The following is a 26,608-nucleotide window of genomic DNA, read 5'->3' as shown; positions in this document are numbered from 1 at the left end:
GACTCAACGCGGGATTCGTCTTGAGCGTTGCGAGTACCGACCTGGGGCAACCGCCCACCGCGCCGACCGGGCCGAGGTGCTTCGTCAGCTATCGGCGGTCCGACAGCCCCTCGGCCGCGCGGCAGATCGCCGACGCGCTGACGGCCCGGTTCGGGGCCGAGAACGTCTTCTTCGACACCCGCGACCTGCGTGCGGGGACCGATTGGCACCGGGACATCACGGAGCGTGTGAATGCGTCGGACGTGATCGTCGCGGTGATCGGGCCGCAGTGGGTGGCGATCGCCGACGAGCGCGGGCGGCGGCGGGTGCTCCAGCCGGAGGAGGAAGACGTCGTCCGGACCGAGATCGAGGCGGCGCTGCGCAGCGGCGGACGCGTGGTGCCGGTCCTGGTGGACGACGCCGCGCTGCCCGCGCGGGACGTACTGCCGCGGCCGTTCAGGCCGATCACCACGTACAACGCCGTCACCTTGCGCCACGCCACGTGGGAGCGCGATCTCGAGGCACTCGTCGACGCGCTGGCCGTCCCGCCGCCCGTCGAGGCGCCGGCGCCCGCGGCTCTCACGGCGCCCGCCGAGGAGTGGGAGCCGAGGGCGGGCGGCCCGCCCGAGAGCCACTATCGCCGGATCGCCAAGGCCCTGTCGCGCGGCATGCTCGTTCCCGTGATCGGCGCCGGCGTGTACTCGCCCGCCCAGGCGGAGACGTGGGTTCCCGGCTCGGGTCGGCTGCCCAACGCGAGCGAGCTCGCCCGCGCGCTCTCCGAGCGGTTCGGGCGCGAATCCCAGTCGGCGGACCTCGCCGAGGTCGCGCAGCAGGTGCTCGCGACCGAGGGGCCCAAGCCGCTCGAGCGGGCGCTGCGCGACCTCCTGCTCAACACGCCGGTCGAGCCGAGCCCGATCCACCATGCGCTCGCGCGGTGGCCCGCACTGCTCCGGGCGGCGGAGTGCGAGAGCTTCCCCCTGCTGGTGACGACGACCTATGACACGGGGCTGGAGCGCGCGTTCGAGCGCGCCGGCGAGCCGTTCGACCTCGCGGTCTGCATCGCCTCCGGCAACGACCGCGGGCGCTTCCTGCACATCCCCTGGTATGACGTCGAGGACCGCGCGATCGAGCCGATCGCCCGCCCGAACGAGTACGTCGAGTTCCCCATCGACGACTACGGCGACCTGTCTCGCACGATCATCCTCAAGGTCCACGGCGGCGCCGTGCACGACGCGCCGCCCGGGCTGAAGGTTCCGACCGGGTTCCTCGTCACGGAGGACGACTACATCGGCTTCTTGAGCGAGAGCCCGGCCGAGAACCTCGTCCCGGCGCAGCTGCTGAACAAGCTGCGCGAGAGCCACTTCCTGTTCCTCGGGTACGGCGTGCGCGAGTGGAGCCTGCGGGTCTTCCTGCGCCGCGTCTGGCACGACGGCGGGCCTGGCGCGACGTCGTGGGCGGTGCAGGCGGGCACCGACGAGCTCGACGACGACTTCTGGCGGACGCTCGAGGTCGAGCGCTTCGACGCGTCGCCGGTCGACTACCTGGCCGACCTCCAGCAGCTCCTGCGCGGGTGACCGGCGCGCCTCCATACGTCGGCCTCGCCCCGTTCAACGAAGCGGACGCGGACCGGTTCTTCGGGCGCGACGCCGAACGCAAGCGGATCATCGCGAACCTGCAGGCGTCGCGGTTCACGCTCCTCTACGCCCGCAGCGGCGTCGGCAAGAGCTCGCTCCTGCGCGCCGGTGTCGTGACGCGGCTGGCCGCCGCGCCCGCGTCGCGGCTGGTCCCGTTCATCTTCAGCAGCTGGAGCGGGGACCCCAACGTCGAGCTGCCGCGTGCGCTCGGCGTCGGGGGCGACGGGCTCCTCGACGCGCTCGAGCGCCGGTCCGAATCGGCGGAGGGAATGCTGCTCGTGGTCCTCGACCAGTTCGAGGAGTTCTTCGAGTACCACCAAGGAACGCTCAGCGGCGCCCGCTTCGCCGACGATCTCGCCCGCTGCGTGCAGCGCAGCGACCTGCGCGCCCACGTCCTGGTGTCGATCCGCGAGGACGCGTACTCGCGACTCGGCGACGAGTTCAAGGGCCGGCTGCCGAACGTCTACTCCAACTACCTGCACCTGGACGACCTCGACGAGCGCGGGGCGCGGGCGGCGATCGAGGAGCCGCTCAAACGGGCGGGCGACGGTGCGTCGATCGAGCCCGCGCTCGTCGACCGCGTGCTCGACGACGTCCGGCGCGGCGAAGGCGCAAACGGGGACGCGCGGTATGAGACGGCGCACCTCCAGTACGTGCTGCGGCGGCTGTGGGACGAGGAGGCCGGCCGCGGGTCAGCGGTGCTGCGGCTCGCGACGCTCGAGGCGCTCGGGGGCTCGGGCGCGATCTTCGAGCGCCATTTCGACGAGGCGGTGGCCGGCCTCGGCGCGGTCGAGCAGGACGCGCTCGCGAAGGCCTTCCGCTTTCTCGTCACCTCCGCCGGCACCAAGCGCGCGGAGAGCGCGACGGACCTCGCGGACCTCACCGGCGAGCCCTTGCCGGTGGTCGAGCGCGCGCTCGAGCACCTGCGCGAGGCGCGCATCCTGACGCCGGTCGCCGCGGACGGGCAGACCCGCTACGAGCTCGCCCACGACCTGCTCGCCGTGCCCGCGCTCGAGTGGCGCCGCGAGCGTGAGAAGGCGCGCGAGTTCCGCACGCTGCGGCGCATCGTCACCGGGCTCGCGTGCGTGGCCGCGATCCTCGCCGGGCTGATCGTGTGGGCGCTGCTGGAGCGTGCGTCCGCCGGGCGCCAGGCCGATCGCGCCCGTGCGCAGGCGCTCGTGGCCGAGTCGGCCAACGAGCTCTCGGTGGACCCCGAGCAGAGCCTCGAGCTCGCCCGCAGGGCCTGGTTGAGCAGCAACACGCCGGAGGCCGAGAACGCGCTGCGCCGCGCGCTCGGCACATCGCTCGTACGCGATCGCCTCGCGGTCGGGACCACCTGGCGCGGCGCGATCTCGCAGGACGGCGCGGTCGTGGTCAATGAGGGTCCCGGCGGTATCCGCGCGTGGCGCGGCCTGCAGTCCCGCGCGCCCGCGATGCACCTGGGCGCCGCCGGACCGGTGCTGTCCGCCGACGGCACCGTCGTGGCGGGGATCGCGACCGACGGCGACGTCGAGGTCGCGCGCACCGACGGCGCCGGCACGCCGGTGCGAATCGCCGGGGCGAGCGCTCCGGCAATCAGCGACGACGGGCGCTACGTCGCGGCACTCGAAGGCGGCGATGCGGTGGTCGTGGATGCGAGCTCGGGAGCGGTGCTCGCGCGCACGCCCGTCGCGATCACGTCGCAGGCGGTGCTGGCGTTCGATCCCTCCGACGGCCGTCGGGTGCTCGCGGCCGACTGTGCCGGCGGGCCGCTGACCGATTGGCAGTGGCGCGACGAGCGGGCTCGCACGCTGCCGGGCCGCGTCCGCGTGGAGACGCGGATCATGCGCGGCGGCGACCCCGCCTGCCTGCTCCGGGTCAGCCCGGACGGCACGCGCGCGGCGTGGGCGGACGCCGCCGGCTCGGCCGGCGTGTGGGACCTCACCCGCGGCCGGCGGATCGGCCCGGACCTGGCGGAGGGGCAGGCGATCGACGATCTGGCGTGGGACGCTCGCGGACAGCAGCTCGCCATCGCCGCGGGCAAGGTGGCGACCGTGGTCGACCGCTCCGGCCAGACGGTGTGGGAGACCCCGGAGCAGGTGGACTTCGTGACCAGCGTCGCGTTCAACCGCCCGGACGGGGATCTGCTGGCGACCGCGAGCCGGGACGGCGTGGCCCGCGTGTGGGACGTCCGCAGCGGCGCGATGATCGCCGATCTGCACGGCCACACCGACGAGGTCGCCGACGCGGCCTTCACCGCGAGCGGGCGCGACGTGGTCACGCTGTCACTCGACGGCAGCGTGCGTTCGTGGCAGGTCGTCCAGGGACGGATCTTCCGGCGCGACGACTGGGTGCTCGACGCTGCCTTCAGCCCCGATGGCAAGCGGATCGCCACGGCGACGGCGGACGGCGACGCACGCGTGCAGCCGGTGGAGGGCGGCGGACGATCGATCGTGATCCGCCCGGTGTTCCCGTCGCAGACGATGAACTCGATCACGTTCGATCCCGCCGGGCGGCGGGTCGCGGTGGTCGGAGGGCACGACGCGCAGTCCGGTCAGATTGTGGTTGCCGATGCTGGGACCGGGCAGATCCAGCAGGAGTTGCTGCCCGTCGGCCGGGCCGTCTTGAGCGCGGCGTTCTCGCCGGACGGGCAGTGGCTCGTGACCACGTCCACGGCGGCGCCGCCCGCGCTCTGGCGGCTGGCGAACTTCCGCGACGTCGGCGATTCGCAACCGACGGCGACCCTCCGCATCCCGCCCGGCGTGGCGGTGGCACGAGCCGAATTCAGCCCGGACGGGCGCTCCATCGTCACCGCGGGCAACGACGGAGTCGCGCGCGTCTATGCCGTCGCGACGCGCCGCCAAACGCGCTCGATCGCGACGTCGGGCCTGATGAACGGCGCGACGTTCAGCCCCGACGGCCGGCGCATATTGACCTACGGCTCGGACTTCACCGGCCGGATCTGGGACGCCCGGACGGGCCGGCGGCTCGCCGTCCTGAGCGGCCATTCGAGCTGGATCTCGCGCGGTGCGTTCAGCGCGGACGGCCGCACGGTCGTGACCGGCAGCGCCGACCAGACGACCCGCGTCTGGGATGCCCGGACCGGCCGTCTGCTGTCGAGCCAGCGCATGCACGGCGGCTCGGTCAACAGCGTCGCCTTCAGCCCTGATGGGCGCACGATCCTGTCGTCGGGAGACGACCACACCGCCCGGCTCTACTCGTGCGCGACGTGCGCGCCGGTGCAGGACCTGGTCCGGCTCGCGCGCGACCGGATCGTCAGCCGCGGCGGCTGACGAGCTGCACCGCGGTCGCGACCGTCTGGCCGGCGGCGGCGAGGTAGACGCGGGCGCTCAGGTTGTCGTCGTGGGCGACGAGCGTGCGGCCGGTGCTGTTCAGGCGGACGCGGACGGTGCGCTCGGGCGACGTGCAGGTGAAGCGCGTGTGCGCGATGCGGTCCTCGCCGGCGATCATCACGAGCTCGGTGGGCGTGGACGCCGAGCAGATCACCCGGACGCGCACGGCGCCGTCGCGGACCGTCAGCTTGGTGTCTGCGAGCCCGAGACGCAGCCCGGTGGAGACCGGCGCGGCGTTGGCGACGGAATTGCTCGACGACGCAGCGGCCGTCGGGCGCGGGCGAGAGCCCTGGGCCCCGACCCGCGGGATCTCCTCGTGCGCCTTGACCGCTGAGTTGCAGTAGCCCTCCTCGTCGAGGCCGATGTTGCTCGGCTCATGGTCGGCCGAGTGCTCGACCTCAGCCGCTTCGCCTGGGGTGGTGTCGGCGCTGTCCTCGCCCGGACCACCCAGCATGCAGTCCCTGCCGTCGCCGCCGATCAGTTCGTCATCGCCGTCGCCGCCGATCAGCTCGTCGTTGCCGTCGCCGCCCTCGAGCCGGTCGTTGCCGCCGAAGCCGCACAGGACGTCGCTCATCGGCGTCCCGATGAGGAGGTCGTCGCCGTCGGTGCCGAAGACGGTGCAGACCGTCGAGGGGGCCCGGCATTCGTCGGGGTCGAGCTCGTCGTTGAGCGCGCACGGGCTCGGTGGCGTGGGTGTGGGCGTGGCGCCCGGCGTCGTGGTCGCCTCGGGCGTGGGCTGCTGTCGGGCGCTCGCCTGCGCGGGCGGGGACGGCAGTTCGGGTGCGGTCGGAGGGTGGTTGGCCGCGGGGCGCGGCGTCGCGGTGGGTGAGGCCTCGCGGGTCGCGTCCGGCGTCGGGGACGGTGTGGACGCCGCGATTGCGGCTGCCGTCGCGGTCGCCTCGGGTGACGCAGCCGGTGACGCCGTCGCCTCGGGCGTCGCGGCCACCTCGGGCACCGCCTCGACCGCCGGAGCCGGGACGGCGTCCGTCAACTGCACGATCGGCGTCGCGGTCGCCGTGGGTTGCGCGGTGGCAACGGCCGTCACGGTTTCAGTTGGCGGATCGTCCTCGGCGCCCGCGGGCGCGGACCCGACCAGCAGCGCCGCACAGACGATCGGCAAGGCCCGCCGATACACGTTCAGCTCCGCCGGCTGACGAGCTGGAACTGCGCCGCCACCGTCTGGCCGGCGGCGTGCACGAAGACGCGAGCGCTCACGCGATCGTCGCGGGCGACGAGCTTGCGCCCGGTGCGGTTGAGACGAACGCGGACCGTGCGTCCGGGCGCCCGGCACACGAAGCGGGTGTGCGCGATGCGCTTGGAGCCGGCGAGCATGACGAGCTCGGCGGGCGTGGACGCTGAGCACGACACCCGAATCCGCACGGCGCCCTTGCGGACGGTCAGCTGCGTGCCTTCGAGCCCGAGCCGCGGCCCGACCGAGGACGGCGCGGCACTGGAGGCGAGCGCGATCGACGACGCGGTGGCCGTCTGCGGGGCCTGCGGGGCGCTGGTGACCCGGGGGAGGCGCCTGGACACCACTTGCCGGCGAGGCCTGACGGCGGCGCCGCATCGGCTGAGGACGTCCGGTTCGGTGTGACTCGGCTCGTAGTCGGCTGACCCCTCGACTTCGGCGAGATCTTCCGGGGTGGTGTCGGCGCTGTCAGTGCCCGGACCACCCAGCATGCAGTCTTTGCCGTCACCACCGATCAACTGGTCGTCCCCGGCACCGCCGAGCAACTCGTCGTCGCCGCCGCGTCCTTCGAGCAGGTCGTTGCCGCCGAACCCGCACAGGACGTCGTTGAACGGGGTGCCGATCAGGAGGTCGTCGCCGTCGGTGCCGAAGATCGTGCAGGCGGTCGAGGGCACCCGGCATACGTCGGGGGCGGTATCGGAGGGGAGGGCACAGGAGCTCGGCGGTGCCGGTGCGGGTGGGGGTGTGGCGGTCGCCTCAGGTGTGGGTTGCTCCCGCGGCGCCTCGAAAGGTGCCGCCGTCGGCGGCGCGGTCGTCGCGGCGGGCGTGGACGTCGCGGTCGCGGTGGCGCTGGTCTCCGGCTTCGCGGTCGCGCCGGCGGTCGCGGTCGCCTCTGGTGACGCCGTCGCCTCTGGCGTCGCCGTCGCCTCTGGCGTCGCCGTCGCCACTGGCGTCGCCGTCGCCTCTGGCGTCGCCGCGGCCTCCGGCGGGGCTGCCGCCATCGTCGGCGTCGGGACGGCCTCCGTCACGTCCATGACCGGCGGTGGGCTCGCGGTCGCCGTCGCCGTCGCGTCAGACGGCGGCTCCTCCTCGGCGCCCGCGGGCGCAGTCCCCACCAGCAGCGCCACGCAGACGATCGGGAGAGCCCGTCCGTACATACGGTCTAATCAACCTCATCGCTCTAGTCGAGTCAAGGAGTGCCGTCCCCCGATGAGTTCGCTGTGCCGGTGTGGTCTGTACTGGCATGTCCAACCGTGAGCCCATCGAGACGACCAACCTCGACACGATCTACGGAACCGAGACGATGCCGTGGAGCCGGCCGCGCGAGCTGCTCGGCGTCGGCTCGCTCGGCCCGGGGGCGGCGTTCGCCCTCGGGACCGTCAGGCCCGACGGCCGCCCGCACGCCGCCGGGGTCGGCGCCGCCTGGTTCGACGGCGACCTGTACTTCCAATGCGGGCCGAACACGCGCAAGGCACGCAACCTCGCGGCGAACCCGGCCTGCACGATGTTCGGGAGCCTGCCCGGCCAGATGGATCTGGTCTTCGAGGGCGAGGCCGAGCGCGTGACGGACGCCGCGACGCTGGAGGCGCTGGCCGCGATCTACCGCGACGGCGGCTGGCCGGTGCAGGTGGAAGGTGACACGTTCACGGCGCCGTTCAGCGCCCCCAGCGCCGGCCCGCCGCCGTGGCACCTGTTCCGCCTGACGGCCCACACCGTGTTCGGCGTCGCCTCCGCCGAGCCGGGCGGCGCGACGCGCTGGCGCTTCTGAGCGAAACCTCAGGGTCGTCCCCCGATTGTGCGCGTGCCGCGCAGTTGGTGGGATGGCCTGTGGTGATGTCACGGCCTGTCGCGAAGCTCGCAGGTACCGCGTGGCTCATCGCGGCCTTCCTGGCTTCACCCGCCCACGCGACCCTCGTCTACTCGACGAGCGACGGCATCTTCGTCGCCAACGACGACGGGAGCGCTCCGCGGGCGCTGAGCGACGACGGCGAGGGGCCGTCGATCACCCCCGACGGCCGCTACGTCCAGTGGACGCAGGACGGGCACATCGTGGTGAGTACGGTCGACGGCACGACCGCGCGCCGGACGCTCCCCCGCGGCTATCGGCCGCCCCAGGAGCGTGCCGCCTGGACCGGCCGCGACGAGGTCCTCACCGATCACCGCAGCGGTTCCGAGCACCGCCTCGTCACCATCGCGTTCGACCCGGTGACCGGCGCGCGTCGTCAGGTGGCGGCCGGCTCGCTGACGTTCAATGCCTCCGCGTCGCCCGACGGATCGCGGCTCGCTCTGGAACGTGGGCACGGGCTCGGGGACCGTCGCCCGGCGCGGCACGCGATCGTTGTCGCAGGCCGGACCGTCGCGCGCGGGACCAGGCCGGTCTGGGGGCCTGGCGGGATCGCGTACGTCAAGCCGCCCGGCGACCTGGAGGTCATCACGCCCGCCGGTCAGGTCGTGCGGCGGGTGCACCGCGACCACAAGGTCGTGTGGCCGGTCGCGTGGCTGGACGACGGTCGGCTGCTCGCCGCGGCGGCGCGCGAGTACTCGTGGCGCGGGACGCCCGGCACCCAGGCCCTGCTCGTCGACGCCACGGGTACCGCCACCCCGCTCCCGGGCCGCTACTCCGGCGTCTTCGGCATCAAGGCCGACGGCAGCGCCCTGCTCGCTTTGGACGAGTCGGGGGCGGCGGTCGCGGTCGCGCTCGCCGACGGGCGCCGCACCGCGCTCTTCGACGGAACCGTCGACGACATCGCCTGGTCGCGTTAAGCCCGTGCCAGCGCGTCGACCGCCGCGCGCAGCGCTTCTTCCGCCGCCTCGAGTGAGCGATCGATGTCATCGGCGGTGTGCGAGGCGCCGATGTGGCTTCGCCCGAGGCTCTCGGGCATCTCGAACATGCCGCGCTTGATCAGCTCCCGGCGGTAGCGACCGAACAGCGCATCGTCGTTGCGCAGGACGTCCTCGTACGTCTCCAGCGGCCCGTCCATGAAGCAGAGCACGAACAGGGACCCGAAGCCACCGACGACGGCGGGGACGCCGACGCGCGTGGCGATCTCGGCCAGCCCGCTGCGCATCCGCTCACCGAGGGCGAAGACCCGCTCGTGCACCTCGCCGCCCTCCAGCTCCTCGATCGTCGCGAGGCCCGCTTCGACCGCGGCGGCGTTGCCGTTGTAGGTGCCGCCGAAGTGCACGTCGCCGTCGGCGGTGGTGTTGAAGCGCTCCAGATGCTCGCGCCGGCCGCCGATCGCCGCCAGCGGGAAGCCGTTGGCGATCGCCTTGCCCATCGTGGTCAGGTCCGGCAGCACGCCGGCGAGTTTCTGGAACCCGCCGAGATCGTGCCGAAATCCCGTTATCACTTCATCGAAGATCAGGAGCGCGCCCGACGCGTCGCAGAGCTCGCGCAGGCCTTCGAGGAACCCGGGGCGGGGGAGGAGGCCGGGCGAGTTGTGCGCGACCGGCTCGACGATGATCGCGGCGACGTCCTCGGCGTGGCGCTCGAGCGTCGCGCGCACGTCGTCGAGGTCGTTGTAGCGGCAGACGAGCGTCGCGTCGATCGCCGCCTCGAGCATCCCGGCGGAGTGCGGATCGCGCGCACCGACGCCCTCCGGGCGGCTCATCACGTTGCGGAGCAATCGCCGCGGCGCTTTCCGGTGCGCGAGGCCCGCAGCTGCTCGGCGACTACCTCGAGTGCCGGCGGCTGCTGGAGATCGAAGCCGCCGGGCTCGCCGCCGAGCGCGCCACCCGCGGGCAGCTCGTCGCGCTCTCGGAGGCGCTGGAGCGGATGACGGCGGCGGCGGTGCAGACCGCGGGCGCGCCGTCGGCCGAGGACCGCTTCCACGCCGCTGACATCGCGTTTCACCGCGCGGTGATCCGCGCCACGGGCAACTCCGCTCTCGGCGGCATGACCGAGCCGGTGCACCGCGCGCTGGCGGCGGCGCGGCGGCCGCTCGCGCGCCCGGAGCTGCGGCTCGAGCGCAGCCTGCCCGAGCACCGCCGGATCCTCGCGGCGATCGCGGACGGCGACGCCGACGGGGCGCGCGCGGCGATGCGCGATCACCTGTTGACCGTCGAGCGCTACCTCTCCGAGTACGCCGCCGATGTCACACCCGAGCCGCGCGCGAGGCCCGCATGAGCGCGACCGAGGCGTTCTTCGCCAGCCGCTCGATGCAGGCGCTCGAGATCCTCGCGTTCGGGCCGGCCACGGTCACGCAGGTCGCGGACGAGTTGCAGGTCCACACGCGCACGGCGCGGCGGCTGCTGAACCGGATGGTCCACGACGGCTGGCTCACCCGCCACGACGGCGCCCGCCCGACGTACACGCCGACCCTGCGCATCATCGCCCTTGCCGCGCAGCTCACGCAGCGCACGCCGCTGGTCGAGCACGCGCTCGAGCTCGCGATCGACCTGCAGGCGCGCACGGGCGACGCCGTGCACCTCGCGATCCCGAGCTACCGGTCCGCGCTGCGCCTGGTGCGAGCGACTGGCACCGGCGACCACGTCCGCGCGCTGCGCGATCTCGCGCCCGCCAACGCGATCGCCGCCGGCAAGCTGTTGCTGGCGTTTCGCGCGCCGTGGCGCGAGGTGGTCCTCAGCGCCCCGCTGGCGACGATCACCGAGCGCACGCTGGCCGAGCCGGAGGTGCTGCGCGCTGATCTGGACCGCACGCTCGAGCGCGGGTTCGCGCTCGAGAACGAGGAGTTCCGCGCGGGCCTGCGGGCGCTCGCGGTGCCGATCCGCGGCGAGGGCGACGAGGTGGTCGCCGCGCTCGCGCTGTCGTCGCCGGACCGGTCGCTCGCCGAACTGCTCGAACGCGGCGGCGAGCTCGCCGCGACGGGCGCCGAGCTCTCCGCGAGGCTCGCGGCATGATCGGCGGCGAGCGCCGCTTCCGGCTGCGATCGTCGGTCGAGCCGGTCGTCGCGGGCGATGGAACGCTGTACCTGAGCCGCGCGGGCGACGACGATCTCGTCGTCCGCGGCGCCGGCGTCGAGGATCGCGCACTCCTGACCCTGCTCGCGCAGGGCGAGCCGACGGTCGCCGAGCTCGCCGCGCAGCTGTCCCTGCCCGCGGCGGTCGTGACGTCCAAGCTCGACGACCTGATGACCGCCGCGGTGGCGACGACGGCACCGTCCTCGCCCGTGCTCGACCCCGAGGATGCGGCGCGTTACGACCGGCAGCTCCCGTATCTCGGCGAGTTCGGCGACGAGCGCGAGCTGCAACGGCGCCTTTCGAGCGCGCGGGTGACGGTGATCGGCTGCGGCGGGCTCGGGACGTGGGCGCTGGCGGCGCTTGCCGGGGCGGGTGTGCGGCGGCTCACGATCGTCGATCACGACACCGTCGAGATCTCCAACTTGAACCGCCAGGTGCTGTATTCCCCGGCCGACGTCGGCGTCCCGAAGGTGCAGGCGGCCGCGGCGTGGCTGCGAGCGTTCGACGCCCGCGCCGAGGTCGAGCCGCTCACGCGGATGATCGACGGGCCGGCGGCGGCGGAAGCGGTCGTCGCGGGCGCGGATGCGGTCGTCCTCGTGGCCGACCAGCCGGCCTACGAATTGGCTCGGTGGGTGAACGCCGCGAGCTTGCGGAACCGCGTCCCGTTCATCAGCGCCGGCCAGCTGCCGCCGCTCCTCAAGGTGGGCCCGCTGCACGCGCCCGGGCGAACGGCGTGCTTCAGCTGCCTGGAGCATGCGCTGCGAGCCACCTCCGCGGACTACGACGCATACGCCGAGCACACCCGCAACGCCCCCGCGCGCGGCGCCACGCTCGGCCCCGCTTCGGGCATCGTCGGCACGATGCTCGCGATGGAGATCGTGCACCTGCTGATCGGCGTCACACCGGCGAGCGCGGGTGCCGCGCTGCTGTTCGACCTGCGGACGCTGGCCATGCGCCGCGAACCCGTCGAGCGCGACCCCGCGTGCCGCGACTGCGCGCACCTCGGCTGAATCAGCGGCGCGCGACCATCACCCAGAACGGCGCTTCCGCGTCGCGTCCTGGCGCCAGCAACGGCGAGCCGTGCGGCTGGTGGAAGTGTTCGATCGTCGTCGCTTCGAGGTGCGTCTCGACGCGCCCCAGCGGCCAGTCATTGACATGCCAAGGGTTCAGGGGCGAGCCGTGGTAGGTCGGGTTCGGGAAGCTGAGGATCAGCAGTGACACCGCGGACCAGATGCGCTCCAGTGCCGCCAGCGGGTCGGGGAGATGCTCGAGCACCTCGAACATCACGCCCGCGTCGGCACTGGGCAGCGGATCGGTGCAGAGGTCGTGCGAGAAGTGCAACTCGGGAGCGCTGGGCCACGTCGGCAAGTCGTCCTGTTCCGGCTGCCAGAGGTCGAAGCCGCGGACCCGCCGCGCGGTCCACGACAGCATCTCCGAGCCGTAGCCGGTGCCACAGCCGAGGTCCAGCACGTCCAACCCGCCGACGAGCCCGCACGCCCACGCGTAGCGCATCGCGTGCTCGCTCATCGTCGAGTACCCGGGCATCCCCGGGTAGGCGCGCTCAGGCAGCTCGGCCATCAGGGCTGGAGCTTGGCGCCGGCGTGCGGGATGGCCTCGTCGGGGCGCAATTTGCCTTCGAAGACGAAGAGGAAGGCGCCGCCCGCGGCCGGCGCGACGGTGTGTGGCTTGCCGCCGGATTCGACGACCACCGAGTGGTCCGGGCGACGGGTGCGCCCGAACACGATCGTCCGCGGCTGGGGACCGCCGATCACGAGCCGATCGGACATGATCGGGATTCCCTTTCCGGCGCACGTTCCGAAGCTGCCGCGCTCGTACGGATGGAACGTCCCGTTGCGGATCAACCCGAGCGTGACGCCGCGAACCTGTCCGGCGACGGCGCAGTCCAGTCCGGCGGCGCTCGTGAAGATGCCGACGCCCCAGGTCGTCGAGCCCGCCGGGTCACTCGCTTTCGCCACCAGCGTCGGCGCTCCCGCCTCGTGCGGTTGGTAGCGCTCGCTGCGAGGAGTCTTGTCGTGCACCGGCTCGCCGGTCGAGATGAGGTCGGCGGCGCCGGCCGCGGCGGCCGCCCCGAGGCCGAGCGCGACGATGATCGCGACGATCCGGCGCCGGTGCCTGCGCGCACGGGGCCCGGCCGCGTGCGCGCGGCGCTCCATGGCCTCTTCGCGGCGTGCCGCGGCCATGATCTCGTCGAGCAGCTCGTCGCGAGCGGAGCGGGGTCGGCCGGGAGCGTTCACGCCGTGTCTCCGATCAGGGCATTGACGTCTTCGGCCGAGATGTGGAGGGCGAGCGTGCGCAGCCCGCGCGAGACGCGCGCCCGGGCGGTGGGCTCGGACACGCCGAGCTCGGCGGCCAGCTCTGCGTAGGAGAGCTCCTTGATCACGCGCAGCTCGACCGCGAGCCGGTGATCGGGCGGGAGCTCCGACAGCGCGTCGGCGAGCTCGTCGCCGAGCCCGGCCAGCCCGGCCATCGCCTCGATGCGGTCGGTTTCGGCCTCGGTCAAGGCCGGCACGGCGATCGAGTAGCGCTGGATGGCAGCGCGTTCAGTCTTGCCTGAGCGCCAGTAGTGCGACAGCTCCGTACGCGCGATCGCGAAGAGCCACGCCTGTTCCTGCTCGGCGGTGTCGCCGCGGAACTGGCGGCGCCGCTCCAGCGCCTTCGCGAAGGTCTCCGACACGAGGTCGAAGGCGATCTCCGGGTCGAACACGCGCCGGACCAGGAAGCTGAGCACGCCGTCGTAGTACGCCCGGTAGAAGCTCGCGAACACCTCGACGTCACTCAACGACTGCACGAGCAGGCTGGTTGACGGCGAGCCGAGGATGCGAAAGCGGCGACGCACTGGATAGCGAGCCTAGTCGACCACGCCGCCGGTGGACAGATGCCGCAATGTGCGCGTATCCGTACGCCGGCTGGTCACAGGCCCAGCGCCTGGTGGGTCCTAGGCCGCTGAACCGGCGCGCGCACCGGTCCTATCCGAACTGAAAGGACCGTTAGTAATGGACCGTCGCATCCGCCGCGGGTCTACCCGCGCGCTGATTTGCGCTGCCTTGTGCTCCGCGATCGTGTTGCCCGCGAGCGCCGCGGCACAGGTGACCAGCGATCTCGTCGACTTCAACCTGACCGAGTCGGTGAGTACCTGGCCCACGCAGTATCACATCAGCACCAGCGGTACCGGGTACGCCTCGTACCGCTGGCTCGACAGCCCGAACAAGGCCACTGTCATCTCCGCCAACGCGTGCACCGATCTGTCGTTCTTCGGCAGCAGCTCGTACGGAATCGGCGACACGACCTACCACAACCTGTACCTCGGGGGCGCGGGCCAGTGCTTCCAGGTGCGGGGCAGGACCACGGCCGGCTCCGGCTCGATGGTCAACCACGACGGAAGGATCCAGCGATGAGTCGCGCTCTCGCCATCGGTGTGACGATCGCGCTGACGATCCCGGCCGCCGGCGCGGTCTCGGCGTCGGCGTCGGCAGCCGGCGCGGGGTCGGCGACGCAGCGCTCGGGCGCGCTGGTCCGCGCACCCGCGACCGACCCGTTCGTCGCGTCCGTCTCGATCCCGGCGGAGACGGCGCGCGTGGTCGCCGGCGACCTCGCCCGCGACATCCCGCTGCCGGCGGGAGGGTCGTTCGACGGGGTGCGCTGGGAGACCGCGGGCGGCATGTTCTCGCGGCCCGAGATCGTGGCCGTCCTGCAGTACAACGCGTCGTGCCAGTGGCTGCGCGCCTGGCGGGACGGACGAGACGCTGAGGCGAGCCGGAAGGTGATCGCCGACGTGCCCTCCTGGCCGGCATGGCGGTTCGCCGAGACGGCCAGCGTCCTCGGGCAGGTGGCCGCGGATGTCCGGGCGGGCGGCGGCGAGACCGCCTCCGCCGTTCTGGCCGACTGCGACGCATCGCACGAGCGCGAGGCCGCGTACGCGACCGCGCGCGGGCTCAAGCCGGGTCTGTGATCGGGTGGGCGGGGGTTCCCGCCCTCCAACGACACCCACGGTGTGGGATCACGCGCAATGCGCGTGATCCCACGCTGCCGTCGCGGCCGCAGCGTGTCGCTCCTCAGGAAACGCACAGACGCGCCTGATCCGGACTTTACGGGCGGGGTGTGAGCCTCGCGGCCATGTCAGCGCCTCGTCTGCGGGCCGGCGCGACGGGGACCCAAGTCCAGGAGGACACGCATGATCAGCAGTATCCGCAAGACCGCAGTGACCGCCGCCGCCCTCGGGGCGCTCGGCCTCGGCGGGGCCGCGATCGCCGGCGCCGCCGGCAACACCGCGTCGCCGGCTTCCGGAACCAACGCGGCGAAGCCGGATCGCCCGCAACGCGAGGCGCTCTCCAGTGACGTCGCCGCGAAGGTCAAGGCCGCCGCGCTCGCGAAGGTCCCGGGCGCGACCGTGCTGCGCACCGAGGCCGGCGGCCCGTACAACTCGGCCTACCACGCCCACATCAAGACCTCGTCCGGCACGCTGCAGGTCGTCCTCGTGAACGCGTCGTTCGAGGCCACGGCGGTGCAGGCCGACCAGGGGCGCGGCGGCGGCAAGGGCCACGGAGGCGGGCGCGGCGGGCACCGCGAGGAGACCGCCCTGACCGGCGCGACCAAGCAGCGCGTCGAGGACGCCGTGCTGGCCAAGTACCCCGGCGCCACGATCGTGCGCACGGAGACCAACACCGACTCGAGCGCACCGTACGAGTCGCACATCAAGACGACTGACGGCAAAGAACTCGAGGTCACGGTCGACAAGGACTTCAAGATCGTCGACGCGCGGGAGCACCCAGCGCACCCGTAGACACACCATCGTGCGCCGGCCTCAGCGGCCGGCGCGGTCATCGCCTTCGTCCTGATCGTGCTCCAGCTCGTCGAGCCGGCGTGTGAGGAAAGCGCGCTCGGTCTCGCTGCGCGCTCGCTCCAGGGCGCGGGCGTAGGCCGCCGCCGCCTCTGCGCGACGATCCAGCCGGCGCAGGAGATCGGCGCGGGCGGCGTGGAAGTAGTGGTAGCGGTCGAGGGCTCCGCCGAGCGCGTCGATCCGGGCGAGGCCGCCTTCGAGGTCGCCGGCCATCGCGAGCGCGACCGCGCGGTTGAGCTCCACGACCGGGTCGGGCCCGAGCGCGGCGAGGTGCGAGTAGTACGCGGCGATGCGGTTCCAGCGGGTGTCCGCCGCCGTCGGCGCGTTGGCGTGCTCGAGCGCGATCGCCGCCTGGAGCACATAGCGCCCGGGCGGGCCTTTGCGGAGCGCGCGGGTAGCGAGGCGGGTGGCGTGCTCGATCGTGTCGGCGTCCCAGCGGGTGCGGTCCTGGTCTTCGAGCAGCACGAGGTTCCCGCTCGCGTCCACCCGCGTCTCGCGGCGCGCCTCGTGGGTGAGCAGCAGCGCCTGCAGCCCGAGCGCCTCCGGCTGGTCGGGGAGCAGTTCCGTGACGACGGTGACGAGCCGCAACGCCTCCGCGCAGAGCGACTGGCGGATGTGGGTGTCGCCGGCGCTGGCCGCGTAGCCCTCGTTGAAGACGAGGTAGATGACGTCCAGGACGGCGTCCAGCCGTGCGGGCAGCTTGGGGTCGGGCGGGATGCGGAACGGGATCTGGGCGTCGCGGATCTTGGCCTTCGCGCGGGCCAGCCGCTGCGCCATCGTCGGCTCCGCGACGAGGAACGCGTGGGCGACCTCCGCGGTCGAGAGGCCGCCGAGCAGGCGCAGCGTCAGTGCCACCTGCGCCTCTTGTGAGAGGGCCGGATGGCAGCACGTGAAGATCAGGCGCAGCCGTTCGTCGGGCACGCTGGTGAGCACGGGTTCGTCCTCGTGCGGCTCGTCGTGGGTGGGGGTGAGCGCGGTCAGCTCGGGGAGCCGCCCGCGCAGGGCGCGCTCGCGCCGGACGCGGTCGATCGCGCGGTTGCGCGCGACCGCGACGATCCACGCCGCCGGGTCCCGCGGGGCGCCGTCGCGCGGCCAGCGGGCGAGCGCCGTCGTGAACGCATCCTGCACGGCGTCCTCGGCGACGTCCCAGTCGCCGAAGGAGAGGATCAGGGCGGCGACCGCGCGACCGAAGTGCTCGCGGAACGCGCGCTCGACGACGGCGCTCGTTGCGGCCGGACCGGTCAGGACGCGGCGCGCTCCGCGCTCTCGGCCCGCGCCGCGTACTGCTCGTAGTCCATCACCGGGTGGATCTCGGTGGTCTGTCCTTCCCCGTTCCACGGGGTGCGCGCGGACCATTCCAAGGCCTCGTCGAGGTCGCGCACCTCGAGCAGCGCGAAGCCGCCGAGCTGCTCCTTGGTCTCCATGAACGGCCCGTCGGTCACGTGCCTTCCCTGCCCGTCGACGCGGATCGTGGTCGTCGCGTGCGCACCCTCGAGACCTTCGCAGGCGATCAGGACCCCGGCCGCGCCGGCGGCCTCGCCGAACTCGCCCCAGGTCGTGAACGTCTGCGCGATCTCCTCGGGCGACGAGTCCAGCCCGGTCTGCTCCGCGCCGTAGAACGTCAGCAGCACCTTCATGCCCGCACCTCCGTCTTTGTTCGCCGCGATCACCGTATGTCGCGGATCATCCAGGGGACGAACCGGCGATTGGAGATCGACAGCGTCAACGCGCCAACTCCCCTTCGGTCAAGTGCCCGTCGCGCAGTTCGAGCACGCGGTCGAAGGCGTCCAGCAGCTCGCCCCGCTGGTGGGTGATCACGAGCACGCCGCGGTCGCCCGCTGCCTGTTCGAGGTCGGTGAGGAACGCGTGCGCCGCGGGCGGGTCGAGCATCGCGGTCGGCTCGTCGAGCAGGAGCAGGCGGGCGGGGGAGACCAGACAGCGGGCGAGCGCGATCCGCTGGCACTGGCCGCCGGACACCGCGAAGCCGGCTTCTCCCACGAGTGTGTGGATGCCGTCGGGGAGGGCGTCGAGCCAGGGGCTCAGCCCGGTGGCGCGCAGCGCTTGTTCGATCTGGGCGTCGGTGGCTCGGGGCGCGCCGATCCGCACGTTGTTGGCGATCGAGGTCGCGAACAGGTGGGCGTCCTGGCCCGCGAGGCGGACCTGCTCGCGTCTGATGGTGACCGCGCCCTCGTCGGGCGTCTCCAGGCCGGCGAGCAGGTGGGCGAGCACCGTCTTTCCTGCCCCGCTCGGCCCGATCAGCGCGACGCGCTCGCCTTCTTCGAGCGTGAAGTCGACGCCGTCGAGCACCAGCGGGCCGTCCGTCCCGGGCCGATGCCTGAGCCCGCGCGCAACGACGGTCGCCTCGTGCGGTCGCGACCGGCGCGGCGAGAGTCGAGTTTCTCGTGCTCTGCCCGAGAAAGTCGACCTTCGCGCGGCGCCCGTGGCCTCGGGCGGCGCCGCGGTCGCGTCTTGCAGGCGCCTGTGCGCCTCGCGCACGCCGACCGCGCGGATCGCGGCCTCGGGCAGCGGCGCGACCGTCTCGAACGCTCCCAGCGCGAGCAGCGCGAGTGCGCCGAGCCAGACCGGGTCGAGGTCGGCGGCCGCGGCGACGAGCAGGACGCCGATCAGCGTCGCGCCCGCGACGAGCACACCCAGGCCTTGAGCGAGTGCGGCAGCGCCCGCGTCCCGGCGCCCGATCTTCGACAGCTCGGCCGAGGCATCGTCGAGTCGCCGCAGGCGTTGCGGGACGCGGCCGGCGAGGGCGAGCTGCGGAGCGGCGTCCATCGCCTCGACGAGCTCGTCGACGAGCGCGCCGCGCGCGGCCCCCTGGCGGGCCAGGCCTTCGCGCGCGCTGAGGTACGCGAGCCCGGGAACGACCGTGCCGGCCACGCCCAGGCCCGTGCCGAGCACGAGCCCGGCGAGCGGGAGGATCGCGACCGCGATCGCGGTCGTCACCGCGGCCGCCACCGCCGCCACCGCGGCGGGCCAGCGGACCCGCAGGTCGCGGTGCTGCAGCTCGTCGACGTCGATCACGAACCGGCTCAGCAGATCCGCCGCCGGCAACGCACGACCTGGACCCGCGATCAGCTGCCGGTACCACCGCACCCGCAGGCCGGCAAGCGTGCGAAACGCCGCGTCATGGGCGGCGATCCGCTCCCCATAGCGCCCGAACGCACGCACCAGCCCAAGCGCCCGCACCACCACGATCGCGGCCAGCAACGCCAGCACGGGCGGCCGCTCCGCCGCCCGCGTCACCAGCCACCCCGACGCCGCCAGCACCCCCGCCGCCGCCATCGCGGCCCCGGCCCCGAGCACGACGACCCGCCGCCCCCCACCATGCATACAACGTGCATACCACCCGTATACCGGGGTCAGACCCCTGTGTACTGCTTGTATACCGCGCGTATACCGGGGTCTGACCCCGGTATACGACTTGGATGCAAGGCGGGTCATGCCGTCACCGGGTGCAGGACGCGGCCGGCGTGGAGTTCGACGATCTCGTCGCAGATGGCCATCACGGCGGGGTCGTGGGTGGCGATGACCGTGGTGCGGCCGGCCGCGGCTTCGCGAATCCCGGCGGCCGCTGCGAGCGCGGCGTCGGGGTCGAGGTGGGCGGTGGGTTCGTCGAGCAGGAGGAGGGGCGCGTCCGAGAGGAGGGCGCCTGCGAGGGCGAGTCGCTGGGTCTGGCCGCCCGCGAGCGGTCGGCCGCCGGCACCGACGAGCGTGTCGAGGCCGTGGGGGAGCTCGGCGACGATCTCGAGCGCTCCCGCCCGGCGAAGGGCGAGTTCGATCTCCGCGCCGGTCGCGTCGTCGCGCTGCAGCGTGAGCGTGTCGCGGAGCGGGCCGCGCAGCACGGCCGGACGCTGCCCGAGCCAGGCGACGCGCGGCCACCACGCTTCGCCGCCGAGCGCGAGGCCGCCGCACGTCACCGCACCCCTGTCGGGCTCGCGAAGCGCGGCGAGCAGTGCGAGCAGCGTCGACTTGCCCGCGCCCGAGGCGCCGATCAGCGCGGTGATCCGTCCCGGGGCGAACGTCACGTCCGCGCCGTCGAGGGCCGGTGGACGACCGGCACCGCCGTCTACCTGGACGCCGCGCACCTCGAGGGGTTCCCGCAACGGGTCGCCGCCAGCGCTCGCCGGCGCCCGCTCGACCTCCGAGTCGAGCACCTCGAGCAGCGTCGTCGCGGCCGCTGCGCCGTCCTCGGCGGCGTGGTAGCGCTGGCCGGCGAGTCGCAGCGGCATGTAGACCTCCGGGGCGAGCAGGAGGACGAACAAGCCGCTCTCGAAGCCCAGCGACCCGCCGGCGAGCTGGACGCCGACGACCGCCGCGGCGATCGCCGTCCCGACCATTGCCAGCAGCTCGAGCACGAGCGCGGAGAGGAACGCCACGCGCAGGGCGGCGACGGACTCGAGCCGGTAGCGCTCGCCGATCTCCGCGAGCGTCGCCGCCTGCGCCTCCATCCGCCCGTGGGCGCGCAGCGTCGGCAACCCGCGCACGACGTCGAGGAAGTGCGAGCCGAGCACGCCGAGCGCGACGCGCCGCTCGGCGATCCGTGCCGCGCTCGTTCGCCCGACCAGCACCATGAAGACCACGACGAGCGGGATCGTGAGCCCGAGCAAGACCGCGACGACCGGGTCGTGCCAGAGCAGCACGACCACGAGCGCGGGCGGCACGATCGCGGCGAGCACGATCTGCGGAACGGCCTTCGCGTAGTACTCGCCCAACGCGTCCACGCCGTGCACCGCGGCGGTCGCCAGCTCGCCACGCCGAGCGTCGTCGACGCGCCGGACGCGCGCAGAGAGGACGTGCTCGGCGACGCGGCGACGCAATGCGGCGAGCGCGTCCTCGGCCGCACGCCGGCCGAGCCACTCCGTGGCGGCGGCCGCGAGCGCGCGAACGAGCACGACCGCGCCGAGCACGATCAGCGCAGTCGTCACGGCCCGGCCCAGACCGCCCGTCGCGGCGTCGTGGTCGGAGAAGGCGAGGGCGTCGACGATGCGGGCGAGTGAGGCCGCCTGGATGACGAGCGCGACCGCTCCGACCAGCCCGCACGCGACCGCGAGGGCGAGGCGGCGGCGTGCACCAGGCGCGAGGCGCAGGAGGCGGCGGTGGACCGCGCTCACCATCCGCGCTTCTCCGCCACGCGGGCGAGCAGGTCGACCGGGCTCGGGCGTGGCGCGCCGACGGCCGCCCGCGTCACCCGCTCGCGGAAGAGCCAGTAGCTCCATGCTTGCACCGCCAGCAGCAGCGGCAGCATGACCCCCGCCAGGACCGTCATCAGGACGAGCGTGTAGTGGCCCGCGGCGACGTCCGCCAGAACCAGACCCGGCCCGCCGCCACGCGCCCGGAGCCCCGCCGGGAACAGCGCGGAGAACCACACCGCGACCAGCAGCCCGACCGCGACACACCCACCCGCGAACGCCCACCCCGGGCGGCGGCGCGCGAACACGAGCACGCCCAATGCCACCGAGCACAACGACACAGCGACCCACCCGACCGCCCCGAGGCCATCGGTCCACACCAGCACCGACCCGCCCAAAAGCGCCGCCGCCGGCGCGGCCACCCGCAACTCCCGTGCCGCGCGCGCACGCACAAGCTCCTCGGTGCGCAACGTCAGGAACGCCGCACCCAGTGCCCTGCACACCGCGACGAGCGCCACGCCGCACAGCACCGCGTACCACGAGAAGACGTCCAGCGGCCCACCCACGGCCGACGAACCAGGCAGCGCGACCCCATCCAGCGCCGCACCCCAGATCAGCCCCCAGCAGAACGGCGCGACGGTGCTCGACACCGCGAGCACCCGCTCCCACCCGCGCCGCCAAGGTTCATCCTCGCGCTTGCCGAGAAGCTCGATCGACGCGTTGCGCGCGATCAGCGCCAGTAGCACCACCGACAGCGGCAGGTAGAGACTCGACGCCCACGCCGCGTACCACCCCGGGAACGCGCCGAACATCGCCACCACCGCGATGACGAGCCAGACCTCGTTGGCCGCCCACGTCGGCCCGATGGCATGCATCGCGACGCGGCGATCGTGGTGGTCGCCACCCCCACGGACGCGGCGCAGCAGCATGCCGACGCCGAAGTCGAACCCCTCCAACACCAGGTACAGCGCCCACAGCAGGGCGATCGCGATGAACCAGGCGGTGGCCATCAGTACGTCAGCGCGAGGTCGGAGGACGAGCGGCGACCCGGCGCTTCAACCGCGCCCACGGTGTGTTCGCCCTCGACGCCGTGACCCAGCTCGCGCAGCAGCGTCCGCCCCGCGAACCAGAACGTCACGCCGTAGAACGCCAGGTAGCCAGCGAAGGAGAGCCCCACCGCCCACACGCCCACATTCGACGAGTTCGCGGTATCGGTCCGCAACAGCCCCTCGACGACCCACGGCTGGCGCCCGCCCTCGCGCAGGATCCACCCACCCGCCTGCGCCACGAAGGGCAGACACACCGCCGCCAGAGCCACGCGCAGGAACCGCCGCGACGACGACAACCGTCCCCGCCACGACAGCCAGCACCCCAAAGCCATCACGGCGATCAACAGGGTCCCCGACCCGACCATCGAACGGAAGCTCCAGTACATGAGCCCGACGATCGGGACGTAGTTCCCCGGCCCGTACCGCGCCTCCGCTTCCGCCTGCAGGTCGTCGATCCCGCGCACCGTGGACGACGGCGAGAGGTCATTGAGCAGCGAGAGCGCCACCGGCACCTTCAAGTCCACGAGCAGGGAACCGGGGTTCGCGGTGAACCCGGCAAACGCGAACAAAGACAGCCCGGCGGGACTCTCGGTGTCATACAACGCCTCAGCGGCGGCCATCTTCATCGGCTGCTCTTTGAGCGCGAGCATGCCCTGCACGTGCCCGACGCTCGCGGCCACCAGCGCGGCGCAGAGCCCGATCCGCAGCGCCAGCCCCGCCACCGGCGCGAAGAGCTCGACGTCACGCCGGCGCAGCAGGTGCCACGCGGCGACGGCCAGCACGATCACCGACCCGGTCAAGAGCGAGCCGGCCAACACGTGCAACGTGGTCAGCCCGACATTGAGGTTGAACAGCACCGGCACGACGTTCGTCAGCTGCGCGTGGCCGTCGACGAGCGCAAAGCCGCGCGGATGCTGCATCCACGTGTTGGCGACGAGGATCGTGTACGCCGACAACACCGCCGCACCCGCGACGATCCACAGGCACGCCAGGTGCAGCCGCCGCGGCAGCCGCCCCCAGCCGAACATCCAGAGCCCGAGGAAGACCGCCTCGACGAAGAACGCGCCGAGCCCTTCCAGCGCCAGCGGCGCGCCGAACACATCACCCACGTACGCCGAGAAGCGCGCCCAGTTCATCCCGAACTGGAAGGTCTGCAGGATCCCGGTGACGACGCCGACGGCGAACGACAGCAGCATCGCCTTGCCGAAGTAGCGGGTCAGTCGCAGCCAGCGCTCGTCGCCGCTGCGATGCCACCGCGTCTGCAGGAAAGCGACATACAACACGAGGCCGATCGAGACGCCGACCACCGTGAAGTGCAGCAGCGTCGTGAGGGCGAATTGCCAGCGTGCGAGATCGAGGCTGTTCACGTCGGGGGACTCCTTGTCGCCGGGTCACCGCCCAGGGGGCGGTGCGGGAGCGGGCGATCAGGACCCTTGACGAGCGTCGTCGTGAACAGCGCGTCGCCATTCAACGTAGCAACTAGCGTGAAGGTGGTGACCCACGGATCCGCCCATGACGCCGTCCGCTCCGGCCTCCTCCTCGGCTGGCTGTCGGTGGCCGCGGTGCTGATCGCGGTCGCGCTCGGGCTGCCGGTCCGCCACGACGAGGCGATCGTCGCCCTCGCGCTCGCCGCCGGCCTCGGCAACGGGCTGATCCCGGTGGTGCTCAACCGGCTCGCGCCGACCGCCTACCTCGACCTGTGGGCCGCGGCGCTGCTCGTGTTCGTGGCCGCGCTGATGGTGATCGGCGGTGCGGCGAGCCGCTTCGACCTGCTGCTCTTCCTCGTCCTCCCGTTCATCGCCGTCACCCACGAATCACGGCGCCTGGCGGCCTGGCTGACGGCGGCCGCCGCCACGTTCGCCGCCGCCCTCGCGCTCGCCCCCGCACACCTGAGGACGGCCGAGGTCGCGCTGCACGTCGTCCTGCTCAGCGCATCCGTGATCCTCGCCGTCGCGCTCGCCCGCGGCACCCGCCGCAGCGCCGCGGCGGCCGCCCGCGCCGAGGCGCAGGCCGAGCTCGAGCAGGCCCTGCTCGCCGAATCGCACCACCGGATCAAGAACAGCCTGCAGACCGTCGCGGACCTGCTCCTGCTGGGGCGCCCGGCGAACGACGACACGAGCGCCGCGGCGTTCGACGCCACCGCGGCGCGCATTCGCTCGATCGGCGCCGTCCATCACCTGCTCGCGGGCGAGCGGGGCGGGACCGTGGCCGCGGACGAGCTGCTCAAGACGGTCGTCGCCGCCGAGGACGTGACCGTCGTCAGCGACGACCTGCGGCTGCACTCGGCGCAGGCCCAGCAGCTCGCGATGATCGCCGGCGAGCTCTTGACCAACGCCGTGCGCCACGGCGGCCCGCCGGTGCAGATCAGCCTGCACCGAGACGGCGAGCAGGTCACGCTCACCGTCCGCGACGGCGGCACCGCCCACACCGCGGAGCCGGCCGGCACCAGCGGCCTCGGCCTCACGCTCGTCCGCCAGATCGCCGAGCGCGGACTGCAAGGCTCATTCGCCCTCGACACCACCCCCGGCGGTCCGACGACCGCGGTCCTCCGCTTCAATGTGGACGACGATGCGCATCCTGATCGCCGAGGACGACCCGGTCATCGCGATCGGTCTGAGCGCCCGCCTGAAGGCGCTCGGGCATGAGCCGTTGGGCCCGGCCGCAGACGGCCGCGAAGCGATCGAGCTGGCCCGAAAGGACCCGCCCGACCTCTACCTGTTCGACGTCGACATGCCTCACCTCGACGGGCTCTCCGCCGCCCGCGAGCTGACCGAGCAGGGTCTGCGCCGCCCGATCGTCGTGATCACCGGTGTCGACGATCCCGACCTGATCGAGCGCTCGATCGCGACCGGCGTCAGCGCCTACCTGACCAAGCCGATCGACGACCGCGCGCTCGACGCCGGGATCCGCCTCGCCGCGAGCCGCCACGCCGAGTTCCGAGCGCTGGAGGCGGAGGTCACCAAGGCCCAGCAGGCACTCGAGGACCGCAAGCTGATCGAGCAGGCCAAGGGCATCCTGATCAGCGCCACCGGCATCCCGGAGCCGGAGGCCTTCCGCCGCATCCAGCGCGCCGCGCGGGACCGCAACCTGCGCCTGGCCGACGTCGCGCGCCGCATCGTCGAGCAGCGCTCGCTGCTCGACGGCACGTAGCGCCTTAGACGGACGACCCGGCGGCGTCGCGCTGGGCGCGGTCCACCGCCGCCACGACCCGCTCGGGGCGATCGATCCCGAGGAAGCGGAACTCCGAGTCGTCACTGCCCGCGGTGTCGAAGTCCACCGTGCCGACCCGCAGGACCGCTGCCGGATCGACTGCGAGGTATTGACGTTCTGGACGCGGTCGATGCGGGTCTGCTGGACGCGCTTGGAGAGGATGCCGGTGCGGATGTACAGCCGCTGGGTGCTGATCGTGTAGTCGATCGCCGAGCGCTTGATCAGCCCGAACAGCAGGACCAGGGCGATCAGGACGATCGCGACCAGCACGGCGACCGCGACGCTCCCCACCAGGGCGACGATGAACGCGATCACGAGCGCACCGACCACGCCGCCGATGTAGAAGCTCAGCAGCCCGCGCCACGACGGATGGCCTTCGAAGACGATCTGCTCGCCGGGGTGCAAGTCCATCAGGGCAGTGTTTCACCCCACCCGGGCGATTCGCATGTTCTTACGCTGACGGCCCGCGACCGAAGTCGCGGCCGGACATCCGGAAGCCGTAGACGTCGCCCGGCCACACGTCGAAGGTGGCGATCCCGGTGTAGGCGAAGCCGCTCGACGGGCCGGGGCGACCGGACTCGGTGAGCGTCTCCTGGAGGATCTCGGCGTCGCCGCGGCGGACGAAGCGCTCGAGCTCGACCCGCACGTGGAACCACGCGTGAAAGCCCGTGTAGGTCCACGCGACCGAGATCCGCCGCGCGCACTGCGCGACCGCGCTGAAGATCCAGACGCCGCCGTCGCCGTTGACGTGGTACTCGAACCGTGGCCGCTCGCCGGACCCGTCGGAGGCGATGTTGGTCGTGCCCGGCCCGCCTCCGGACCACGGCGCGTCGACTTGGGCCCCAACGTCGAGCTGGAGGACGCCGGTCGCGAGCGGAACGATCAGCGGCTGGTGCCAATGGGAGACGCACAGGGTCATGTCCCGATCTTTCGCCCTGCGGCCGCGCGCTTCCATGTCGTTTGACCGGTTGAACGTCAATTGCGCCGAACATGTCAAACGACATGGTCGATCGGACCACCGCGTACGACCATCCGGCCTGTGCTCTTCGTGTCCCACGTCCGCCGCGCCGTCGTGATCGGCGTCGCCGCCGCCGCGCTCGTGCCGGCGTCCGCGTCCGCGCGGCCGGTCGCGGACGCACCAACCCGGGCACAGGCGACGCAGGCGACCGCCGAGCGGCTCGAGCTCGGCGCGACGGTGCTCGCGGGCGGCTCGGTGGCCCTGTTCGTGTTCGGCACGATCGGGATGGCCGCGGCGGCCGATCGCCGCCACGTTTCGGCTGCTCGCTGACCGATCGC

At 73.0% G+C, this 26,608-nt stretch carries 27 protein-coding genes and 1 pseudogene; 13 read left to right on the top strand and 15 right to left on the bottom strand.

Annotated elements, in window-relative coordinates; all coding sequences use genetic code 11:
• Positions 1–20 precede the first annotated feature (20 nt).
• Together OM076_RS08460 and OM076_RS45960 are read left to right on the top strand one after the other, a co-directional pair.
• On the top strand, positions 21–1,553 hold the full coding sequence (locus tag OM076_RS08460) for a TIR domain-containing protein (protein ID WP_270039074.1): 1,533 nt from the start codon (positions 21–23) through the stop codon (positions 1,551–1,553).
• Positions 1,550–4,885, top strand: coding sequence for an nSTAND1 domain-containing NTPase (locus OM076_RS45960; RefSeq protein WP_270039073.1), 3,336 nt, complete (start codon positions 1,550–1,552; stop codon positions 4,883–4,885). Before OM076_RS08460 ends, OM076_RS45960 begins: the two co-directional genes overlap by 4 nt.
• Here the strand turns inward: OM076_RS45960 and OM076_RS08450 are convergent.
• Positions 4,869–6,065, bottom strand: coding sequence for a calcium-binding protein (locus tag OM076_RS08450; protein WP_270039072.1), 1,197 nt, complete (start codon positions 6,063–6,065; stop codon positions 4,869–4,871). The two genes, OM076_RS45960 and OM076_RS08450, sit on opposite strands and share 17 nt — an antisense overlap.
• A gap of 17 nt (positions 6,066–6,082) precedes the next feature.
• On the bottom strand, positions 6,083–7,291 hold the full coding sequence (locus tag OM076_RS08445; protein WP_270039071.1) for a calcium-binding protein: 1,209 nt from the start codon (positions 7,289–7,291) through the stop codon (positions 6,083–6,085).
• Positions 7,292–7,377: 86 nt separating this feature from the next.
• Between OM076_RS08445 and OM076_RS08440 the strand changes: the two genes are divergently transcribed.
• Together OM076_RS08440 and OM076_RS08435 are read left to right on the top strand one after the other, a co-directional pair.
• Positions 7,378–7,902, top strand: a complete 525-nt coding sequence (locus tag OM076_RS08440; RefSeq protein WP_270039070.1) for a pyridoxamine 5'-phosphate oxidase family protein — start codon at positions 7,378–7,380, stop codon at positions 7,900–7,902.
• 65 nt (positions 7,903–7,967) lie between these two features.
• The gene (locus OM076_RS08435; RefSeq protein WP_270039069.1) at positions 7,968–8,897 is read left to right on the top strand and encodes a TolB family protein; all 930 of its coding nucleotides are present in this window, start codon (positions 7,968–7,970) and stop codon (positions 8,895–8,897) included.
• Here OM076_RS08435 and OM076_RS08430 read toward each other — a convergent pair.
• Complete coding sequence (locus tag OM076_RS08430) at positions 8,894–9,745, bottom strand: aspartate aminotransferase family protein (protein WP_270039068.1); 852 nt, start codon at positions 9,743–9,745, stop codon at positions 8,894–8,896. The two genes, OM076_RS08435 and OM076_RS08430, sit on opposite strands and share 4 nt — an antisense overlap.
• Positions 9,746–9,759: 14 nt before the next feature.
• Here OM076_RS08430 and OM076_RS08425 point away from each other — a divergent pair, with 14 nt between their 5' ends.
• The 3 genes from OM076_RS08425 to OM076_RS08415 are packed head-to-tail and all read left to right on the top strand — an operon-like array spanning position 9,760 to position 12,064.
• Positions 9,760–10,260, top strand: a complete 501-nt coding sequence (locus tag OM076_RS08425; RefSeq protein ID WP_308214337.1) for a FadR/GntR family transcriptional regulator — start codon at positions 9,760–9,762, stop codon at positions 10,258–10,260.
• The gene (locus OM076_RS08420; RefSeq protein WP_270039067.1) at positions 10,257–10,994 is read left to right on the top strand and encodes an IclR family transcriptional regulator; all 738 of its coding nucleotides are present in this window, start codon (positions 10,257–10,259) and stop codon (positions 10,992–10,994) included. Before OM076_RS08425 ends, OM076_RS08420 begins: the two co-directional genes overlap by 4 nt.
• Positions 10,991–12,064 carry a TOMM precursor leader peptide-binding protein gene (locus OM076_RS08415; RefSeq protein ID WP_270039066.1) on the top strand — a complete coding sequence of 358 codons (1,074 nt, stop codon included), beginning with the start codon at positions 10,991–10,993 and terminating at the stop codon, positions 12,062–12,064. The genes OM076_RS08420 and OM076_RS08415 overlap by 4 nt, the downstream gene beginning before the upstream one ends.
• A gap of 1 nt (position 12,065) precedes the next feature.
• Here the strand turns inward: OM076_RS08415 and OM076_RS08410 are convergent, their stop codons facing one another.
• The 3 genes from OM076_RS08410 to OM076_RS08400 are packed head-to-tail and all read right to left on the bottom strand — an operon-like array spanning position 12,066 to position 13,911.
• On the bottom strand, positions 12,066–12,632 hold the full coding sequence (locus OM076_RS08410) for a class I SAM-dependent methyltransferase (RefSeq protein WP_270039065.1): 567 nt from the start codon (positions 12,630–12,632) through the stop codon (positions 12,066–12,068).
• Complete coding sequence (locus OM076_RS08405; protein WP_270039064.1) at positions 12,632–13,309, bottom strand: hypothetical protein; 678 nt, start codon at positions 13,307–13,309, stop codon at positions 12,632–12,634. The genes OM076_RS08410 and OM076_RS08405 overlap by 1 nt, the downstream gene beginning before the upstream one ends.
• Complete coding sequence (locus OM076_RS08400; protein ID WP_270039063.1) at positions 13,306–13,911, bottom strand: RNA polymerase sigma factor; 606 nt, start codon at positions 13,909–13,911, stop codon at positions 13,306–13,308. The genes OM076_RS08405 and OM076_RS08400 overlap by 4 nt, the downstream gene beginning before the upstream one ends.
• 223 nt (positions 13,912–14,134) lie before the next feature.
• On the opposite strand from OM076_RS08400, the gene OM076_RS08395 reads away from it, so the two are divergent.
• From OM076_RS08395 to OM076_RS08385, 3 genes are all read left to right on the top strand, one after another.
• Positions 14,135–14,470 (top strand): hypothetical protein, encoded by a 336-nt coding sequence (locus OM076_RS08395; protein WP_270039062.1) that lies wholly within the window; start codon positions 14,135–14,137, stop codon positions 14,468–14,470.
• Positions 14,467–15,024 (top strand): hypothetical protein, encoded by a 558-nt coding sequence (locus OM076_RS08390; RefSeq protein ID WP_270039061.1) that lies wholly within the window; start codon positions 14,467–14,469, stop codon positions 15,022–15,024. Before OM076_RS08395 ends, OM076_RS08390 begins: the two co-directional genes overlap by 4 nt.
• A 222-nt stretch (positions 15,025–15,246) precedes the next feature.
• On the top strand, positions 15,247–15,855 hold the full coding sequence (locus tag OM076_RS08385; RefSeq protein ID WP_270039060.1) for a hypothetical protein: 609 nt from the start codon (positions 15,247–15,249) through the stop codon (positions 15,853–15,855).
• Between the two features lie 21 nt (positions 15,856–15,876).
• On the opposite strand, the gene OM076_RS08380 is transcribed toward OM076_RS08385, so the two are convergent.
• The 6 genes from OM076_RS08380 to OM076_RS08355 all read right to left on the bottom strand — a co-directional run bounded on the left by OM076_RS08380 (position 15,877) and on the right by OM076_RS08355 (position 23,469).
• On the bottom strand, positions 15,877–17,157 hold the full coding sequence (locus OM076_RS08380) for an RNA polymerase sigma factor (protein WP_372518013.1): 1,281 nt from the start codon (positions 17,155–17,157) through the stop codon (positions 15,877–15,879).
• Complete coding sequence (locus OM076_RS08375) at positions 17,154–17,549, bottom strand: YciI family protein (RefSeq protein ID WP_270039058.1); 396 nt, start codon at positions 17,547–17,549, stop codon at positions 17,154–17,156. The genes OM076_RS08380 and OM076_RS08375 overlap by 4 nt, the downstream gene beginning before the upstream one ends.
• Positions 17,550–17,634: 85 nt before the next feature.
• Positions 17,635–19,254 carry a thiol reductant ABC exporter subunit CydC gene (gene cydC / locus OM076_RS08370; protein WP_270039057.1) on the bottom strand — a complete coding sequence of 540 codons (1,620 nt, stop codon included), beginning with the start codon at positions 19,252–19,254 and terminating at the stop codon, positions 17,635–17,637.
• A gap of 107 nt (positions 19,255–19,361) precedes the next feature.
• Positions 19,362–21,035 (bottom strand): thiol reductant ABC exporter subunit CydD, encoded by a 1,674-nt coding sequence (gene cydD, locus OM076_RS08365; RefSeq protein WP_270039056.1) that lies wholly within the window; start codon positions 21,033–21,035, stop codon positions 19,362–19,364.
• Positions 21,032–22,063, bottom strand: a complete 1,032-nt coding sequence (gene cydB, locus OM076_RS08360) for a cytochrome d ubiquinol oxidase subunit II (RefSeq protein ID WP_270039055.1) — start codon at positions 22,061–22,063, stop codon at positions 21,032–21,034. Before cydB ends, cydD begins: the two co-directional genes overlap by 4 nt.
• On the bottom strand, positions 22,063–23,469 hold the full coding sequence (locus OM076_RS08355; RefSeq protein ID WP_270039054.1) for a cytochrome ubiquinol oxidase subunit I: 1,407 nt from the start codon (positions 23,467–23,469) through the stop codon (positions 22,063–22,065). Before OM076_RS08355 ends, cydB begins: the two co-directional genes overlap by 1 nt.
• A 126-nt stretch (positions 23,470–23,595) precedes the next feature.
• Between OM076_RS08355 and OM076_RS08350 the strand changes: the two genes are divergently transcribed.
• Both OM076_RS08350 and OM076_RS08345 read left to right on the top strand, forming a co-directional pair.
• On the top strand, positions 23,596–24,747 hold the full coding sequence (locus OM076_RS08350; protein WP_270039053.1) for a sensor histidine kinase: 1,152 nt from the start codon (positions 23,596–23,598) through the stop codon (positions 24,745–24,747).
• Complete coding sequence (locus OM076_RS08345) at positions 24,671–25,252, top strand: ANTAR domain-containing response regulator (protein WP_270039052.1); 582 nt, start codon at positions 24,671–24,673, stop codon at positions 25,250–25,252. The genes OM076_RS08350 and OM076_RS08345 overlap by 77 nt, the downstream gene beginning before the upstream one ends.
• 4 nt (positions 25,253–25,256) lie before the next feature.
• Here OM076_RS08345 and OM076_RS08340 read toward each other — a convergent pair whose 3' ends face one another.
• From OM076_RS08340 to OM076_RS08335, 3 genes and pseudogenes are all read right to left on the bottom strand, one after another.
• A complete protein-coding gene (locus OM076_RS08340) occupies positions 25,257–25,379 on the bottom strand; it encodes a hypothetical protein (RefSeq protein WP_270039051.1) in 123 nt (40 codons plus the stop codon).
• 14 nt (positions 25,380–25,393) lie between these two features.
• Positions 25,394–25,723: pseudogene (locus OM076_RS46790) on the bottom strand (PH domain-containing protein); the annotation flags it as partial.
• Positions 25,724–25,763: 40 nt separating this feature from the next.
• The gene (locus OM076_RS08335) at positions 25,764–26,231 is read right to left on the bottom strand and encodes a hypothetical protein (RefSeq protein WP_270039050.1); all 468 of its coding nucleotides are present in this window, start codon (positions 26,229–26,231) and stop codon (positions 25,764–25,766) included.
• Positions 26,232–26,351: 120 nt separating this feature from the next.
• On the opposite strand from OM076_RS08335, the gene OM076_RS08330 reads away from it, so the two are divergent.
• Entirely contained in the window at positions 26,352–26,600 is a 249-nt protein-coding gene (locus OM076_RS08330) for a hypothetical protein (RefSeq protein WP_270039049.1), read from the top strand.
• Positions 26,601–26,608: the final 8 nt, after the last annotated feature.

It is taken from the genome of Solirubrobacter ginsenosidimutans (assembly GCF_027587205.1).
Note: the sequence above shows the minus strand (reverse complement) of the source record. Positions and strands in the feature narration are given on the sequence as shown.